We start from the raw sequence: 17,894 nt of genomic DNA on the forward strand, positions 1-17,894 counted from the left end.
TGGTCCACCCGGCGGGGGCGTTGTCGGTGGTGCGGTCTACGCTTCAGCCGGCTGGATGTGAGCATCTTGTGAAGGAAGTGCGATGTCGGGGCTGAGGGTGGGGGATTTCGTCCGGTTCGCCGGTTCGCCGGGGGTTGGGCGTGTGGGTGCGCTTGAAGGGGACAGTGTCCAGGTCGACTTTTTCGAGTCGATAGCGGAACCTGTTGCACTGCAGCAGCGGATCGCTGCACGGTCGTGCATATCGGTGGCCCTGCCGGAGGAGACCCGGGTCTACCGGCGCGATCCCAGTACGGGCGTGTGGATCGTGGGACGGGTGCGGGGCAGCGACCCGGGCGTGTACTACGTGCAGTTCCCCAATCATCCGGACGTGCACCTGCCCGTCAAGGCGGCTGAGTTGCACGTGCGCTGGGACGAACCGGTACGCAATCCGGTGGCCACCCTCGGGGCCGGTGGAAACGAGTCCGGTTACTTCCACGACGCCCGCCTGCCGATGCTGCACAGCCTCATCGCCCAGCGCAGTGCCAGCGGCAGCATTCCTGCGCTGCTCTCCGCCGCCGTGGAGATCTACCCCCACCAAGTGCAGGCCGCCTTGACGGTCCTCTCCGATCCGGTGCAGCGCTACTTGCTGGCTGATGAGGTGGGACTCGGAAAGACCGTCCAGGCTGGCTACGTCATGCGGCAGACCCTCATCGACAACCCCCGCGCCAGGATTGTCGTCGTTGCGCCCCAACCTCTGGTGAGGCAGTGGCGCAGCGAGATGTTGGAGAAGTTCTTCATCGACGACTTCCCCAATGCACACATCACCTTCACCGCCCACGAGACCCCCCGCAAGTGGGAGACCTACCAAGGTGCCGACCTGCTCATCGTGGACGAGGCGCATCTCCTCGTCCACGGCATCACCGAGCCGGCGCAATCGCCGTACCGGGAACTGTGCGGCATCGCCCACTCGGCCGCCCGACTGTTGCTACTGTCGGCCACTCCGGTGACCTCTCACTACGTCACCCACCTCGGCCTGCTGCATCTGCTGGACAAGGACCTGTACCGGTGGGACGACCGTGCCGCGTTCGAGGAGCGCTACCGGCGGCGCAAGGACCTGGCCGACGGCGTGTTCCAACTGGACGCCTACTTCCCCGCACTGCTGCCGATGACTATCGAAAGCCTGCGAGACCTCCTGCCGCCCGATGCACACTTCGAAAACCTGGCCGCCGGAGTACTGGCCCTGCTCACCGAGGACGCTGATCTGGCGGACGAGGATCAGGCCCCCGAACTGGGCCTGCGCGTGGAGAGCCTGAGAGCTCATCTCAGCGAGACCTACCGTCTGCACCGCAGGGTCATCCGCCACCGTCGTGCCTCCGTGCTCCAAGAGGACGAGGAGACGGACCTGGTGCCCTACGAGGTCAGGGGCCGCACCCGCCCGCGCCTGCTTGCGTTGGACCGGGACGAACACCACCTGGGCCAGGAGTTGTTGCTCGAGTGGCGCATGCTTGCTGCCGACCACCTGATGGACACTGAAGCAGACGACCACCAGTACACGGCGTTCGCCATGGCACTGGCGGTGCTGGCCTCCCGGGCCGGGGGCCCGGCTCAGGACCTGCTGTGCGCACTGCGCTGGCGCACTCACCTCGACGAGCACGCCGCTGACCGCGCCGGACTCACCGAACAAGAACGGCACCTGCTCACGGCGCCAAGCGCCCTACCGGGCGAAGGTAGCCTGCTGGAGATCTACAGCAACCAGTGTGCCGATTCCTTTGATGCCTCCGCTTGCACCTCCCTTGCTCAGGTGCTGGCACCGGTGCTGCGTCCCGGGACGAAGGTAGTGATCTTCTGCGGTCCGGGCTCCCTGGCCGCACAGTTGGCGGCCGCCCTCACTGCCGCCCACGCGGCAACTGCATCGGTGGGCCTGCACACGACGAAAGCTGGCGCGGACGCCTGCGAACGTGCGGTGCAGGCATGGCGTGCCCCGCAGGACGCGGGACTGTGCCAGGTCCTCGTTGCCGATACCTCGGCCGAGGACGGGCTGAACCTGCAGGTTGCCGACACGCTGGTGCACATGCGGCTGCCGTGGTCTCCCAATCGCCTCGAGCAGCGGATCGGACGGGCGGACCGCTACCGGGGAGTGGAATCGCTGCGGCAGAATCGGCCGGCGCAGCAGTTCCGCATCGGTGACCGCGAAGGCAACGAGATGTTCTGCGGCGCCTGGGCTGGCCTCCTCCACGAGGGGTATGACCTGTTCACCGCATCGGTTTCGACTCTGCAGGACATCATCGCCGAAGGACTGGCTCGAGTGTGGCGGCAGGCGCTGACCGACGGCCCCGCAGGATTCACAGCCCTGGCACCTGGCCTGCGTGAAGACCTCCGCCAGGCCAAACGGGACATCGACACCATGGACATGCTGGAGTCCATCCACGAGACGTCGGAACAGGCCCGTCAGACCACGGGCGCACTCGACCGCCTGGAACAGGACTGGCGCACGCTGCGCACGAACCTGGTGCACTACGCCGACGACAGCAGCGGTGGCCTGCGCTTTCGGCATGACGTACGCACCGTCGCCGGTCACCAGCGCGACCTTTTCGATGTCGCCTCCTCGCGTCCCCTGCTCGACCCCCGGCGCCACAAGGCGGTTACGGAAAGTATCCACCCCCATATGTCTCAGGGCGTGTTCAACCGCTCCACCGCCCTGCGAGCACCAGGGACTCGGCTCTTTCGCTCAGGCAACCCCTTCGTCGACATGCTCGCGGGCATCGTCTTTACCGACGAACGCGGACAGGCCACGGCTTTCCGGCGCTTTGACCCGGCCTGCCGGGGCGCGGACGAGGCGTACTTCGGCTTCGAGTACCTCGTCGAGGCCGACATAGGCTCCGCCCTCCAGCACCTCGCGGACGTACGGGAAGCGAGGCGGGCACTGCGTCGCCAGGCCGACCGCCTGCTCGCACCATTCACCCGCAAGGTCTGGGTGCCAGCCGGACACCGAACAGCTCTCACCAATCCCAAGGCGTGCGCTTGGCTGGACGCCCCCTACGGTCAGCAGGGCGACCAGAACTACAACTTCACCAACCATCAGCAGCTGATCGCCGTGTTCGGAGGCGGGCAGGACTACCGGCGGACGGCCGAAGCAGCTGAGGAGGTGGCTCGCGCCCACCTCGTCCGGGCAACCGATCTGGTCAACAAGTGCGTTACGGCCCAGGACCAGGCACGACAGCAACTTGCCGTGGCCAGTGCGCAGGCGCAGGCGCGACGTGCGGCCGGGCATCTGCTGGGCGACACCGAGAGCTACCTGCTGGACGTGGCCGTGGCGCGGGATCTGACGGAAGGCCTGAGCCGTCCCTCGGTGCGCGTGGTGGCCGCCACCTGCATCGTGCGCGGTGGATACCGGACGGTGAACCACCATGGGTGATCTGTGGTCGCACGCCCAGGAGTTGTTCTCGGCATGGCCCGAGGTGCCCGCGACGACCGCGACGGGGACGGTGCGGCGGCTGAAGGACGCTTTGGCCGACCGGGCGGCCAAGCGCACCGACGCGGTCGACTGGCGCGACATCGCGGCCCTGACCCGCCAAGTCCTGCTGGAGGCCGCGGTCAGGGGCAACCATGCCGGCCTAGAGGTGCCGTTGGATGCGGCCCTGCCCAGCCGCGAGCAGTGGGAGCAGATGGCGTGCAGGACGCTGCCCACCGGACGTGGACTGCGTGTTTTTGCCCTGGAGTGGCATCCGCGTGCCCTGACACCCCACGCACAACAGAGCGCACAGGAGGACCTGCAGCAGATCTATCTGGGAGAAGACTCACTGCACCGGCGCCACCTCCAATCCCAGCTGGCCGATCCCTATTGGACCGAGGCCCTCGGCTATCCGGAGTACGTCTCCGTCGGACAGCAGCAGGCCGCACGGGCCGTCGCGCTGGCTCCCGCGGGCAGCACCACGATCGTGTGCCTGCCCACCGGCCACGGCAAGACCGCCGTGGCCCAGGCCGCCGCGCTGCTGGCAGGCGCCCGCGGGGGAGTGTCCGTCGTGGTCGTCCCCACCGTCGTTCTCGCCCTGGACATGGAGGCCAGGACGCAAGCTGCCCTTGCTCGGCAGGGTAGGCAGAGCCCGACCAGTCGCTACGCCTACACCGGTGGCATGCCGCAGGAAGTCAAGCGACAGATCTGCGAGGACGTGCGGACTGGTCGCCAGCGCGTGCTATTCACATCTCCCGAAGCGGTGGTGACGGCGCTGAAGAAGCCTCTGGAGGACGCCGCCGAAGCCGGGCTGCTGCAGTACTTCGTCATCGACGAGGCGCACCTGGTCGAGCAGTGGGGCACCGGCTTCCGGCCCGAGTTCCAGACCATGGCCAGCCACCGGCGTACCTGGCTGCGCAAGGCCCCACCAAAGCAGGCCCCGGTGACGGTGGCGATGAGTGCCACCCTCACCCACCAGCAGGTCAGCCTGCTGGAGCAACTGTTTGCCGAGGAAGGCCAGGCCGAGGTGATATGGGCTTCCCAACTGCGCCACGAGCCCAGCTATTACGTCGACACATGCCCCGACGACCAGAGCCGTAACCAAGCCGTCATCGACGCGGTCGCCATGCTGCCTCGGCCGCTGGCGCTCTACACCACCCGGGTCAAAGACGCCGTCGACTGGGCCGAACGGCTGCGCCAGGCCGGTTTTCGCCGCGCCACCCAGGTCACCGGAAAATCTACCGACGAACAGCGGCGGCAGGCTCTTGAAGGCTGGGCGGGATCGACCGCGGCCGGGCCTGCAACCACGCGCTTCGACGTGGTCGTGGGCACCTCGGCCTTCGGCCTGGGAGTCGACCTCGCCGACGTGCGTACCGTGGTTCACGCCTGCCTTCCGGAGACCACGGACCGCTACTACCAGGAGGTCGGCCGCGCCGGACGTGACGGCAACCCCTGCATCGCCTACATGGCCACCGCCCCCGGGGACGAGGAATTGGCCGAAAGTATCAATCGCAGCCCGCAATTGACCGCCGAGCGTGCCTGGTCTCGGTGGCGGGCCATGTGGGTGGGGCGCACCTCCACCGGCAACGGTGCCCACCGGCTCAGCCTCGAAGCCCTGCCGGCCGACATGCCCGAAGGGTTCGGCCGCCACCGCAGTTGGAACGAACGCATCCTCAACTTCATGGTCAGAGCAGGGCTCATCAAGGTGAGTATCCCCGAACCCCCGCAGCGCGCCGCGCAGGAGGCCGACACGGCTTGGCAAGAACGCCTCGATGAATTTTATGCGTCGCTGGGCAAAGAGTTCGACGTCTTCCTCGTGGACGGCCAGACCAACGACCGCGTCTACTTCTTCCAGCGCTTCAACGACGTCCGCCGGCTGATCATCAACGACCAGCGTGACGCCGCCGGCCGGCTACGAAAGATCCTTCGCGGCGACCGCTGCTGGGGCGAAGCTCTGGCCGACCACTACCGCGTGCCCTACCGCCAAGGCGTCCTGACCACGGCCGTCACCTGCCGCGGATGCCCACCCTGCCGAAAGCAGGGCCCGCCGCGGACCGCACCGGAGGGCTACTACCGACTCGCGGTCGAGCCCTGGCCAGCCGTGCCATCGTGGCCGAACCGGCACGAGGACCCTCTGAAGCGGTTCCGCGTAGACCTGCCGTGCCTGTCCCTGTACTGGGAAACCGAGCAGGAGTTCACCGACCTGGTGCCCGAACTGCTCGAGCGCCTAGCCGTGCGGGGGATGTCGGTCCTCGGCGGTCCGGGACTCGCCCGCCTTGCCACCCGGCGGCTGCAGCGCGACGTGCGGCCTCGCCCTCTGGTCGTCGACAGGGACGAGGACCTCCTGGGCCGCTACACCAACCCGATGGTCTGGCTGCTGGACCCTTCCGCCTCCCACATGGGAGAGGAACTGACGATGCGATTCGATTCTCAGGATGTAACGTACCTGCTGCATCCACGGTCTTTGGCGCACCCGGATCGCCCCGACACCCCACTTGTTGCAATCCACCGCGCCCACTTGTGGGTACGTACTGCCTTGGAGTCGTTCTAGTGGCCCTGCTGCTCGCGGAATCTTCAATACCACCCTTTATGTGGGCCGTCGTTCGTCTTCTTGCCGCAGAAAAAAGGCCGGTTCCGGTCGATCGCGCACGGGCTCTTCTGGCTCCCCCGTCCCTGACCGAGGGCAAGGAGAGCAAGACCTTCGACCAAGCCGTGCGCAGCCTGCGCGAGGTGCAGATGGTCGTCGTCGACGAAGGCCGCCTCTCGCTGACTGGATATGCCAGCGACCTCGACGGCACGGACTTTTCGTCCTTCAGTAGCGCCCTGCGCCAGGCCGTGTTGGCCGGTGAACTCAATGTCGGTCTGGCCGACGACGCCGGACAGACCGGTTCGCGCGACCTCACCCGCATCCTCGTGTGGTTCCTCTCCTGCGACCCTCTCGACGGACCGGCCACCTGGGACATCGTCCAACGCGAGCAGTCCATCGACCTCAATCCGGATGCGGGTACGGCGTCGCGAAACGACACGCGCTGGAACCGCTTCGTGCACTGGGCGCCCGCTCTGGGCCTGGCCGCGGCGCCCTTGCTGCCCACCAGCGGAGGGGGACCCCTGCTGCCGGATTGCACCGAGGCCGTCAAGCAGACGGTGCACAGGCTGTGGGCGGTCGGGGAACGCGTCAATGCCGTCGACGCCGCCCGAACCCTGCGCACTGCCCTGCCGGTCCTGCCGGGTGGGGACTACGCCAATGCCATGGGCATCCCCGTCCCAGGCGGACAGTCAGCCGGGCCGGCCCTGTCCTACGCCTTGCTGCGCGGCGAAGACGAGGGCTGGCTCATGCTGCAGCAGGACGCCGACGCCCAGCGCGTCTTGACCCTTCATGATCCCGACCGTCCGTCGCACTACGTGTCCGACATCGTCATCTCGGAGGACCAGCATGGCTGACTTCCGTGGCTTCCTGTGCTGGACGCCCGAAACCGCCGCCGCGACGATCAACACCGAGGCAGTCAGCCCCTCTCGCGCGGTCTTCCTGGCCACGCATGCGCCGCTGCGCATCCGCAGGGCCGGCCTGGACGGACGTGCCATCGTCTCCGACGGTCCCCTCATCGACGAGAACACCGTCCTCAAAGACTTCCTGTCGTTGCAGTCCGACACCGGCGCGCTCCTATTGCCGATCGTCGGCGACTCCGGAACGGGAAAGTCGCACCTGGTGCGCTGGGTGCGCGAAAACCTTCCCCCCTCGGACAGGTACAAGATCATCTATCTGGAGAAGGCCAAGACCAGCCTGCGCGCTGTGATCGACGCCCTGCTTGCCGACGCGGACAGCGGCGCGCTGGCTCAGTTGCGCTCCGACATCCACCGATTCACTGACGGCGTGGACGCGGCCACGCTGAGCAGGCGTCTGGTGAACGCCCTAAGTGAGTCGCTGGCCGCCACGACGGCCCGGGACGTACCTCAGCACGCCCGTCCGCTGGCCGGTCCCCGCGGCCTGACGGTCGTCCTGCAAGACCCTCACGTGAGCGCTTTCATGCTCGGACAGGGCAAGTTCATCACCCGACTCGCGGAACAACTGCTGCAGGACCGCGCAGATGGTGAGCCGGACCGCCCGATGGCGTTCACCATGCAGGATCTCCCCACCGACCTGCTGGATCTCCACCGCGCCGCCCAGATTACGATCAAGCTGATCAACGTGATCTCGGGCAACACACAACTGCAGCAGGCCGCCGTCGACCTGCTGAACCAGCATCTAGAAGCGGCCGTCAAGCGGGTGGCGAGCCTGGGAGCGGGCCGCTTGCAGGATGCCATGCTCCAAGTACGGCGGGAGTATGCCCGCAAGGGCAAAGAGATCATCCTGCTCATCGAGGACTTCGCGCTGATCCAAGGTGTGCAGAAAGATCTTCTCGATGCGGTCATCGAGGCCGCCAACCGCTACGGCAGCACCACCTTGGCCCCGATCCGCACCCTCATGGCGGTCACCACGGGCTATTTCAGCGACCTCCCGGAGACCGCACTCACCCGTGTGCGGGCCACCGCCGGCTATGTCTACAACCTCAACGTCCCCTTCACCAATGACGACCAGGGCGAAGCCGAGATCACCTCGTTCGTCGGACGGTATCTCAACGCCGCCCGGGTCGGGCGAGACGCCCTGGAAAACGAGCGGCAGGTGCGCAATCCCTGCGAGACCTGCGACATGGTCTCCCGATGCCATGAGCAGTTCGGGGCCACCACCGAGGGCTTCGGCCTGTATCCGTTCAACCCCTCCGCCCTGGTCCGCGCCATCCACGCGACAGCTCCGCGCAGCGACCCTTACGCATTTGTCCCGCGTACCGTGCTGGGCAGCGTGATCCGTCCCGTCCTGGTCGAGCACGCCGGCGCACTCAAGGAAGGCACCTTTCCCGACGCCCGTTTCCGCACGCAGTTCCCCACCGCGGACATCGACGAGCCGCTGTCCACCGACGTGCAGGAAGTGGTAGAGGCAGAGGACCATCTGGATGCAGACCGTCGAAAGATCGTCCTGGAGTTTTGGGGCGGGGCCCCCGACCAGGCCAGCGCGCTGCCGTCCGCGGTCACAGAAGCCTTCGCCCTGGAAGCCCGTACCTTCTCCGGGGCCAGCGCTGCTCCCAAGCAGCCGATCAAAGCCCAGCCGGCGAAGCGGGAAAAGAAGCAGACCGAGACGGAATCCACCACCGCAAAGCTCCCTCCTTCTCTCCAGGCCAAGCTCCACGCCGTGGAGGACTGGCTTACCCGCGAACAAGTACTGCCGCAGGCCGTGGCCGGCGACCTGCGCACGATCATCGCCACGGCCGTCGCCCAGCGCTATCGCTGGGTTAATCCGCTAATGCGGGAACAGAACCAGACGACGATCCGCGCAGCATGGCCGTCCAATGCTCGTGTGGTCTCCCTCGAAGGCGCAACGGAAAACATTCAAGGCGCGGACACGGCGCCGATCCGGTTCAAGCGGACGGCACGCAACAGCCGTTATTTGCGCAGCGTGCTGCTGCTGAAGAACGGCCAGCCCGCCCAGCGGGCCGAACACGTGAGACGACTGAGCACCGAATCCGACCGCTACACGGCGTCGCTGACCACCGCTTTGCAAAAAAGTCTGCAGATCACCGATGGTGACCTGGTTCTCGGGCTGCGGGCAGCCCTGATCGGCGCCGCTTTGGCCGGGCAGGCGTGGCCCGGCATGGACGAGGCCGAACTGCTGGCAGTCGCCTTCGCCGACGGCCGCTCCTGGGCGCGCGAGGACACGGCATCGCGCGACGATGGGTGGGACCGGGCACTGGAGGGTCACCTTCAGCACAGGACACCCCTCGTCGAACGGTTGCGGGACGCCCTGGGTGTGGCGCAGGGCGAGGGCAAGCCCCGACTGATCGACGCAGCGCGGGCGCTACCGCTGCTGCGTCAAGCGACAGCGCAGTGGGACTGGCAGGTGACGGGATCGGACATACCGGAGTGGGTGAAGAAGGCTGTTAAGAACTTCGCCAATTGGACCGACATCGTGAAGGCGCAGAATGCTTCGCTGCGCCACCAACTGGACGGCATACGCCGCCACCATCCACGGGGCACGACCGGCGCGCAGGTCCTGGCCGCCGTGCGCGACGCGCTTTTTGCGGCCGAGAACGCCAGCATCCCGATTTCGCTGGCCACACGGACAGGTATCACCAGCCTTCTGGCGCAGGCGCAGGACATCGACTGGAAAATAGTGAACCAACTCGAGAACGATCTCCTACGCGCGGAGGACGCCGAGGCCTCCGACGCGGCCCGCATCACGGCGGCCGTGCGGGACCGAGGGGTGACCCCCCAGGTGGTCGGAGCCTTGCTGCAGGCCAGTGACGCATGGCTGACCACCGCTTTGGAACACGCTGCGTCCCGCACCAACTCCCATGGCGATGAGGCAGCCAGGGGTGTTCAGGAACTTTTGATCGAATGGCAGTCGCTGAGTGCACCGGAGGAGGATCAATGAGCGCGCCCCTGTCCGTGCTGCAAAAGGCCGAGCGTTTGCAGGCGGAGGCACGCCGACTTAACGAGGGAGAGAAGGGGGAGGAGGAGGCGAGGCGCATCAGCCAACGCATCGGTGGCCTGCACAACGAGTTGATGGCCCTGCAGCGAAGCCTGCGCATCGCCCGTGCCCTGATGGCTCAGCCGGCGGCCGGCGACATCGACTTCTCCGGGCTCGACACAGGCTTGGCAGCCTTCACCCGCCAGTGCGAGGGCGGACTGCCTCCCAACCCCGCCTTCACCAGGGCTTCGACAGCGGTGCACAAGGTCGCCGACCGCATCGCCCAGGACAGTCAGGAGGCGTGGCGGCAGTGGACACAAGCCCAACTGGTGGCCTTGCAGATGGCGCGGCAGGCCATGCTCTCCCTGCGTGATCAGGCGCGGGCCAAAACCCTTCACCAAGAACTCACCAAGACGGCTCGCGCCGACGTCGACGTAGCCGTGATCACACTGTTCGCCCATGCCCATGCCGAACTGGTTGAACTCCTCGAGACTGCGCCAGCGCCGCCAGAAGGACTGCAGACGCTCCTGGACCGTCTTGCCTCCGGCACCGCCCTGCTCCTCAGCGACATCACGGACGAGGAGATCGCACTGCTGCGTCGTGTCGATCTCGACGCCGACCTGGAAGTCCGCAGGAGGCGCACGTGATCACACCGTCCCTTGCACGTTTTTACAACCACGTCCTCAACACGCTCGAGAACCGAGAGTTGCCCCTGGTGTCCTGGGGCATCACCGACGGCGCCCTGACCGAGAGCGAAGTCGTCGAGGCCATCGAACTCTGCCTGCCCGACGCTCCGCAGGAGGCGGCAGGCATCTCGAGCGAAGGCCTGCTGTATGAATTCCGCGACCGTGCCTGGCTGTTCAAGGTGCCCGACACCTCGCCCCCGCAATATCGCACACGACTGGCCGAAACCGTCCGTCTGGCGGCACAGTTGCGGCAACTCTTCCCTTGGCAGGTCCGCGACGAGGCCATGCCGTGGTGGCAGAGCAGCAAGCGACTAGTCGCCGACTACCGCCTGCACACCGCGCCCCGCCGCTACCCCCAGCGCAACATCCCCGCGGCCACCGCGCTGAAAGAACTCGCCGACCTGCCAGGGTGGGGCCGCCTCCAGCACCTCGTGGCACAGGCGCAGATCGGCTCCCGTGACCTTGCCCGCTTCCAGATCGATGCCGCTGCCGCGGTGACTCAGGCCCTGAAGCGCCCACACTCCAGCGGTGTCATCGTGGGCGCCGGCACCGGCAGTGGCAAGACGCTCTCCTTCTACCTGCCGGCGTTCGCCGCCATGGCCGAACGCGCCCGCCCGAACAGCTTCCGACTACACACCCTGGCGCTGTATCCGCGTAAGGAACTGCTGCGCGACCAACTACGGGAGGCGCTGAGCACCGCCCGCGCCCTGGAGTCCACCCTGCACAGCGGCGATCGCCGGCCGCTTCGCCTGGGAGCCCTCTACGGAGACACGCCCTACCACTCCCAGGACACACGCCTCGAGCCCGGCGCCAACGGCCGCACCACCTGGAAGCGAACCCAGCAAGGCGCCATCTGCCCCTACCTGACGTGCCCGCAATGCGAACGCGGTGAACTCCTGTGGCACGACACCGACCGCCGCCGCAACATAGAACGGCTGACCTGCCTCAACCCCACCTGCCAGAGCATCATTCAAGAGGGCTGCTTGGCCCTCACCCGCCAATCCCAGCGCGAGCAGCCACCAGACCTGCTGTTCACGACGACAGAGATGCTCAACCTCTACAGCGCCGCAGGCGGCATCGGTCGACTGCTGGGCTGGCAGGCAGGCGCGGTGCCCTCGCTGGTTCTGCTCGACGAGGTGCACACCTACGCTGGGCTGCACGGAGCGCAGACGGCCCTGCTGCTGCGCCGATGGCAGCAGGCCGTTGGTAAACCGGTCGCCTTCGTCGGACTGAGCGCCACCCTGCGCGACGCCAGCACGTTCTTCGCCCGCCTGGTGGGTCTGCGTGACAACAACGTCGAGTACATCCAGCCCGCCGACGACAGCATGGATGAGGAGGGCCGCGAATATGCCCTCGCACTGCGCGGCGATCCCATCGCCGGCAGCAGCCTGCTGGCCACCTCCATTCAAACGGCCATGCTCTTCGGGCGCATGCTCGACCCTGAGGAAGACGCCGCCCTGTACGGGTCCACCGGATTCCTCTTCACCGACGACCTGGACGTCACCAACCGCTTCTACGACGACCTGCGCGATGCCGAGGGAAAGCAAGACCGCTACGGCAGGCCAAATGGCCGCCAACCCGCCCTCGCCGCCCTCCGCGCTCCGGCCAGCCCCCAGCACCGCGCCCGCTACCGCGACGGCCAGTCATGGGACCTCATGGAGAAGATCGGCCATGTGCTCACCCCCGGTACGGGCAGTCACGCCCTGCGCGTGGCACGCACGTCGTCGCAGGACGTCGGAGTCGATCTGCACGCGGACCTGACGGTGGCGACCGCTTCCCTCGAAGTCGGCTTCAACGACCCGCGTGTCGGACTAGTGCTCCAGCACAAGGCACCCCACGACGCAGCGGCCTTCATCCAGCGACGTGGCCGCGCTGGCCGTCAGCGCGCCATGCGCCCGATCACGGTCATCACTCTCTCCGACTACGGCCGCGACCGGCTCGCCTACCAGGCGTACGAGACACTGTTCCAGCCGGAAGTGGCCGCACGCCATCTTCCGGTCAACAACCGCTTTGTGATCAAAATTCAGGGGGCGCAGTCACTCCTCGACTGGGCCGGGCGGAAACTACGCTCCCGCCAAATCTGGAACGATCCCAGGCAACTACTGACCGCACCACGAAACGGCGGTGGCAAAAGTCAGGACGACGACGCCCGCGAGAAGTTGGTGCTCCTGCTGGAGAGTCTGCTGATCAATACCACCCTTCAGGACGATCTGGCACGTCACCTCAAAGCGGCCCTGCAGTTGAGCGCCGATGAGGTACAGGCCCTGCTGTGGGAGGAGCCGCGGTCGCTGCTGCTCAGCGTCGTACCCACCGCCACTCGCCGTCTGAAGAGCAACTGGCAGACCCTGCAGCACAAAGATCCCGGCGCCGAACCCGGGACCATGCTGCCGGAGTTCGTGACCCGCGCACTGTTCGACCCACTCAACGTGCCCGAGGTCGCACTGACCCTGCCCTTCGCCGCGCGCCAGGCCGCCGGAGGCGCAGAGCAGGAGAGCACCGACGAACTCCTGCCGATCGCCAGAGCCCTTAGAGAAGCCGTACCTGGCCGGGTCAGTCGCCGTTACGGCTACCAGCGGGACGACCACCGAACGTGGCTGCCTATCCCCCCGCTCGGCCAGGACACCCTGGAACTCGACGAAACCCTCGTCCCGGACCCGACGCCCGAAGGACGATGGTTCCCCCCGGGATACGACCAGGTGGGGCTGGTCGTACTGCGCCCGCATCGCCTGCACCTCAGTCAGCCGCCCCGACCGGTCGCCGACCGCTCACAAGGCTTTCCGCTGTGGGGCTCACAGATCGTTGTCGACACCAACACCTCGCCCCTTGCCGGGGACGTTCCCCGTCCTTCGTCGTGGCAGGACCGCATCACTGCCGTCGGCTTCTCCCTGCACGCGGCAGGCAACCCCGTCGAAGTACGCCGGATGACCTCCGGAGCACGCTTCGAGGTGAGCTACGACTCGGGCACCACAGATGCCCGAACCGTGCACTACACCTGCAACGGAGAACCCGCCGCCCTCGGATTCCGGCTCAGCGTGGATGCCGCTTCCTTCACTCTTGCCCCGCTGGACACCACCCGCCCCGAGATCGCCCATTACCTTGCCTCACCCTCATGGCGGACCCTGGCCTTCTTCCAGGCCGTGAGTGACGATCTTGCACTGGCAGAGGTGACCAACCAGTTCCAGCGCGGGTGGCTTGCCCTGGTCTACCTGACGTCGTTCTCCCTGCGAGGCATAAGCAACGACGCCCCCGATCCGTCATCGATCCGCGCCGCACTAGCAGACGGCAGCTGGCGCCAGGACCTTGCGGAAATCCTCAGCGTGCTCTACCGCGATGAGTCCACCGGCCAGCCCGCCCACACCAACGAACGACTCATCGCCACCCTCACCGAACTGAGCGACCTGCCCACCGTCGTGGACGCCCTGGACCGGGCTGGACACCTCCTGGTGGCATCGGACGTCGCCGCCCGCACCACCGACCTGGCACGCCGCGCCTACACCGACACGGTGGCCGCCGCCGTCCTCGCTGCAGCACTGCGGGCCTGCCCAGACGCACAGGACGGCGATCTGATCGTCGACGTCGTTGCTGCGTCTGAGCACGGCCATCCGGCCACCGTGTGGCTGAGCGAGACCTCCATCGGCGGCCTGGGCGTGATCGAACAACTCTCCCGCTACTACGCCGAAGACCCGCGCCGCTTCTGGCGCCTGGCCGAGACAGCCCTGACCCCCAACGACTACGAATACGTCGACACCACCCTCACCCGACTCCTGCGCCACGTGGCCACAGCACCCACCGGCACAGCAGCACAGGCGATGGCAGGTCTACGGGCCCGCACCTCTGCAGCCGATTCCCGCCAAGCACTCACCGACCTTCGCGCAGCATGGAGCACCCTCGACGGACCGCCACGCCACAGCGCTGTGGCAGCCTTGTCCACCCGACTGCTTCGTCCGGGCAGCAGCCCCGCCACCGATGCCAGCGCACTGGCCCTGATCGACGCCTGGCAGGCCCTCGAACACCGCCTTGGCGTAGAAGTCGACGCCCGCGTCATCGCCTACGCCGTCGGCTCCGGGCGTCTGCCCACCGGCCCCGGCCCGCGCCTGTCAGCCGACCAGGCATTCAGCCTGCTCTGGCCGCGGGGCCGGGACGCCCGGATTCACCACCTTCAGCACTACCAGCCCTACCTCGACCGCCCACCCGTCCTGGACCGTCTTCTGGCTGCCGCAGCACACGACGAGCAACTGCCGCGCATCGACGTCACCGAAGAAGGCTGGGAAGAGCGCTACAGAGCCGCCATAACCCGGCACGCCGCCGTGGAGTTGACCGCCGACACGAACGCTGCGACGGCCCTGTCCGACGCCATCGTCCGCGTGCCCGTACTGACCGTGGACTGGGACGTGCTACGCCTGTACGGAGAGATGCAAGGAATGCGACGGTACGGCCAGCACTGGCGTGTTCGAGTGGACATTAGGGAGGCCACTCAGTGAGCGGCCTCGAGCGCCCCGTTCGCACCGGCGAGCATGCCGGCGTGTACGCCGATGCCATCTTGGCCATGGCCCTCGTCGGAGAACTCACCTCCCCTGGACCGGTGATGTGGTTGGTTTCACCTTGGATCAGCGATGTGAAGATCCTCGACAACAGCCAGGGAGCATACGACGACCTGTTCGACGACAATCCCCCCAGCAGTTGCTCGTTGGCTGACTTGCTGGCCCGGATCACGGCGGCCGGCACCTCCCTGACCGTGGTCACCCGCCCCGACACGCACAACGCTCAATTCCTCGGACGACTGCGGCGCCTGACATCCGGCCACGCCGTGCGCATCGTCCAGAGCCCGGCAGTGCACGAAAAGACCATCTGCGGTCGAGACTGGATGCTCACCGGGTCTATGAACTTCACAGTGCGCGGCCTGCTGGAGAACGACGAGGTGGTGAGCTACAAGGTGGGCGGAAGCGACGCGGCCCAGGCACGCCTGGAACTCGCCCACCGATGGAAGGAACACCAGTGATCGCTCAGCGCCCGGCCGCCGCCCCAAGCGCCCGCGACTTGGAAGCCTTCCTTCAGCGTTTCTTTGACCAGGGAAACGACGCCTGGCCGGACATGGATCCCGACCCAAGCAAAGGCGGACGAGCCCGGCCCTTCGTCGATCTGCTGCGCAGCGGCAGCGACCTCCCGATCGTGCTGCCGCGCTACCAGCAGGCCCAGGACCGCTACGCGATCTATGTCATCGCCCGCGACGAGGCGCACGCGACTCTCGTCGGCAACATCATCACAGCCTTCGCCGGCGCCACCTACCTCAGCGGTGCCGGCGTCCACCCCTGCACGCTGGACCCTCATGATCCGGTCGAAGCAGCGGTGCAGGAGTTCGCGGCAATGGCGACGACCACCTTCAGACTCGAGACGCACCCCAATCGCCGCTTCCGCCAGCGACTGACCGACGTGGCGCTGCTCATGCAGCGCACGTTGGCTCACCGTCCCCCGCGACTGTGGCGGGCAGTGAAGCCGACAGGACGGCTGCTGGCCGAATTCGACGCAGCCCTGGCGGCCGGCGGTCAAGCCGCCTCCCAAGCGGTGCTCGAGCAACTGGCGGGCCAAGGAGGCATGACCGCCGCCAACTTTGCCCACTTGCACATCAAGCGCCTCAGCCGGCTCGGCCTGGATCGGGAACTACTCAACTACCCAAACCTCGGCGACGTGCTGCGGCAAGACCCGCCCGCCCCGGTGAAAGCAGCGGTGCTCGACGCGGTCTTCTCCTGCGACGTACAAGAGCCCCTGAGCCGCGCCGATCTGCCTGCCGCGCAACAAGCTCTCCACGATCGGGGCTTTCTTGCGCTGGCCCCCTTCGAAGACGACGTGGAGTCCTACTCTGCCGACGCACTGATCGTTTTGCTTCTGGCCGCAGTGACGCGTGGCGCCCCATCCAGCAGTCAACACATCCTCACTACCGTCGAGCGCACAGCGTCCCTCGACGTAGTTCCCACCGTCCTCCAAGAAGCCGCATCGGCTCTCCTCAACCAGCACAGCACCCCCCAGACCCAGTCCGTCCAAGATGGTGCGGACACCCCGGCCGATCCACCGACGCCGGCACCCGCCCCGTCTGCAGCACAGGACACCGAGCCGGACACGATCGAACCGGCACCGGCCTCCTGGACGGAGTTGGTCAATGCGATCGCTGGCGGATTCACTGGGCTGAACGCCGTCTTGGAGCAGGAAGCCTTCACTGCGTGGCCTTCACCAGCTGTGGATGACCGCAGCATCGCTGCGCTGCTGGAAAACCTGCACGACGAGGGCCAGGCGAAGGTCTGGCGGTGTGTGGGGGCGTTCATCGAAAGCGTGGGATACGACCAGCCTGCACCGCTCAGCGCCCACGCCCTGATCACCTGTGCGCTGGCCTACGACTGGCTGGGCCCCGGTGACCTGCTGGCGGTGCAGGCACTGACCGAGATCGTGCTGCGATCGAGCCCCTCTGCCGGCATGTACCGGCAACTGCTGGGGGAACTCGCCGACACCTGCGAGCGCTGGGTCGCTCCCGAGCGAGCTGCTATCGCACTTGATTTTGCCGATCGCCTGGTCATGGAGGCCTCTCCTGATCCCGACGCCCGTGAATCCTTGGCGCTTGCACTGCTCCTGCCGCTCAGCGTGCACCAGGGACGCTTGGACCCCGCAGACATTGCCATGGCCCGGCGCTTGTCCTTGGAACTTGGCATCGAACTTGAGTGGTCTGAGCAACTCGACGAAGACCTGGCGCAGGACACGAACGCCAGCCTGCGCAAGGCAGCCGGCCGCGCCGTGTTGCTCTACTCCCTCGACCAGCGGGTCTTGGACCGTGTCAGCGAAGCCCTTCAACAGCTCGCTCCCGGGGTTAAAGTCACCTGTGCGCACGACAGCGTCGGCAGTCCGTCACTGCGGCAAAAGGCCCGCCAGGCCGATGTGGTCGTGTTGGCCACCCAGTGCGCCAAGCATGCCGCAACGGGCTTTATTACCCAGCACGCGAAAGCAGCCGTCATTGACTACGCGGATGGGAGCGGCTCAGCTTCTCTTATGCGCGCTGCGGTACATGGTCTGCTGCGCACTGTGCACGGAGACTGACAGCTGCCCAGTCGAAGCCGACTATCATGCCGTTCACGAATCGGCCGCACACCAGAAATAGGCTCGGATGCCCGGGAGGCCCAGTGTGGATAATTTGTGTTGTTTTTGGCGTACGGCCTCGGGATCAGTCGCATAGGCGGCCTGGATGGGAAAGCAACTCGATAAACAAGCTGTAATAGCGGCTAACACAATGAGGTGG

At 66.7% G+C, this 17,894-nt stretch carries 8 protein-coding genes; all 8 read left to right on the forward strand.

The window, feature by feature from the left end:
- Window positions 1-82: 82 nt before the first annotated feature.
- Genes dpdE through dpdD form a run of 8 tightly spaced genes read left to right on the forward strand, consistent with a single transcriptional unit; the run spans window position 83 to window position 17,695 of the window.
- Window positions 83-3,394, forward strand: coding sequence for a protein DpdE (gene dpdE / locus IF28_RS0123385; RefSeq protein ID WP_030223765.1), 3,312 nt, complete (start codon window positions 83-85; stop codon window positions 3,392-3,394).
- Window positions 3,387-5,981: a protein DpdF gene (gene dpdF, locus IF28_RS0123390; RefSeq protein WP_030223767.1), complete on the forward strand. Its 2,595-nt coding sequence runs from the start codon at window positions 3,387-3,389 to the stop codon at window positions 5,979-5,981. The genes dpdE and dpdF overlap by 8 nt, the downstream gene beginning before the upstream one ends.
- Window positions 5,981-6,871, forward strand: a complete 891-nt coding sequence (gene dpdG, locus IF28_RS0123395) for a protein DpdG (RefSeq protein ID WP_030223769.1) — start codon at window positions 5,981-5,983, stop codon at window positions 6,869-6,871. The genes dpdF and dpdG overlap by 1 nt, the downstream gene beginning before the upstream one ends.
- A complete protein-coding gene (gene dpdH, locus IF28_RS0123400) occupies window positions 6,864-9,893 on the forward strand; it encodes a protein DpdH (protein WP_030223771.1) in 3,030 nt (1,009 codons plus the stop codon). The genes dpdG and dpdH overlap by 8 nt, the downstream gene beginning before the upstream one ends.
- Complete coding sequence (locus IF28_RS0123405) at window positions 9,890-10,576, forward strand: hypothetical protein (RefSeq protein ID WP_030223773.1); 687 nt, start codon at window positions 9,890-9,892, stop codon at window positions 10,574-10,576. The genes dpdH and IF28_RS0123405 overlap by 4 nt, the downstream gene beginning before the upstream one ends.
- The gene (gene dpdJ, locus IF28_RS0123410) at window positions 10,573-15,096 is read left to right on the forward strand and encodes a protein DpdJ (protein ID WP_051713842.1); all 4,524 of its coding nucleotides are present in this window, start codon (window positions 10,573-10,575) and stop codon (window positions 15,094-15,096) included. The genes IF28_RS0123405 and dpdJ overlap by 4 nt, the downstream gene beginning before the upstream one ends.
- Complete coding sequence (gene dpdK / locus IF28_RS0123415; RefSeq protein WP_030223776.1) at window positions 15,093-15,614, forward strand: phospholipase D-like domain-containing protein DpdK; 522 nt, start codon at window positions 15,093-15,095, stop codon at window positions 15,612-15,614. The genes dpdJ and dpdK overlap by 4 nt, the downstream gene beginning before the upstream one ends.
- Window positions 15,611-17,695, forward strand: a complete 2,085-nt coding sequence (dpdD, locus tag IF28_RS0123420; protein WP_030223777.1) for a protein DpdD — start codon at window positions 15,611-15,613, stop codon at window positions 17,693-17,695. The genes dpdK and dpdD overlap by 4 nt, the downstream gene beginning before the upstream one ends.
- Window positions 17,696-17,894: the final 199 nt, after the last annotated feature.

The organism is Streptomyces sp. NRRL WC-3626, from assembly GCF_000718785.1.
GTDB classification, from domain to species: domain Bacteria; phylum Actinomycetota; class Actinomycetes; order Streptomycetales; family Streptomycetaceae; genus Streptomyces; species Streptomyces edwardsiae.

Coding starts and splice junctions, on each gene's coding strand:
- dpdE (WP_030223765.1), top strand. CDS start 83: ATGTCGGGGCTGAGGGTGGGGGATTTCGTCCGGTTCGCCGGTTCGCCG.
- dpdH (WP_030223771.1), top strand. CDS start 6,864: ATGGCTGACTTCCGTGGCTTCCTGTGCTGGACGCCCGAAACCGCCGCC.
- dpdF (WP_030223767.1), top strand. CDS start 3,387: ATGGGTGATCTGTGGTCGCACGCCCAGGAGTTGTTCTCGGCATGGCCC.
- IF28_RS0123405 (WP_030223773.1), top strand. CDS start 9,890: ATGAGCGCGCCCCTGTCCGTGCTGCAAAAGGCCGAGCGTTTGCAGGCG.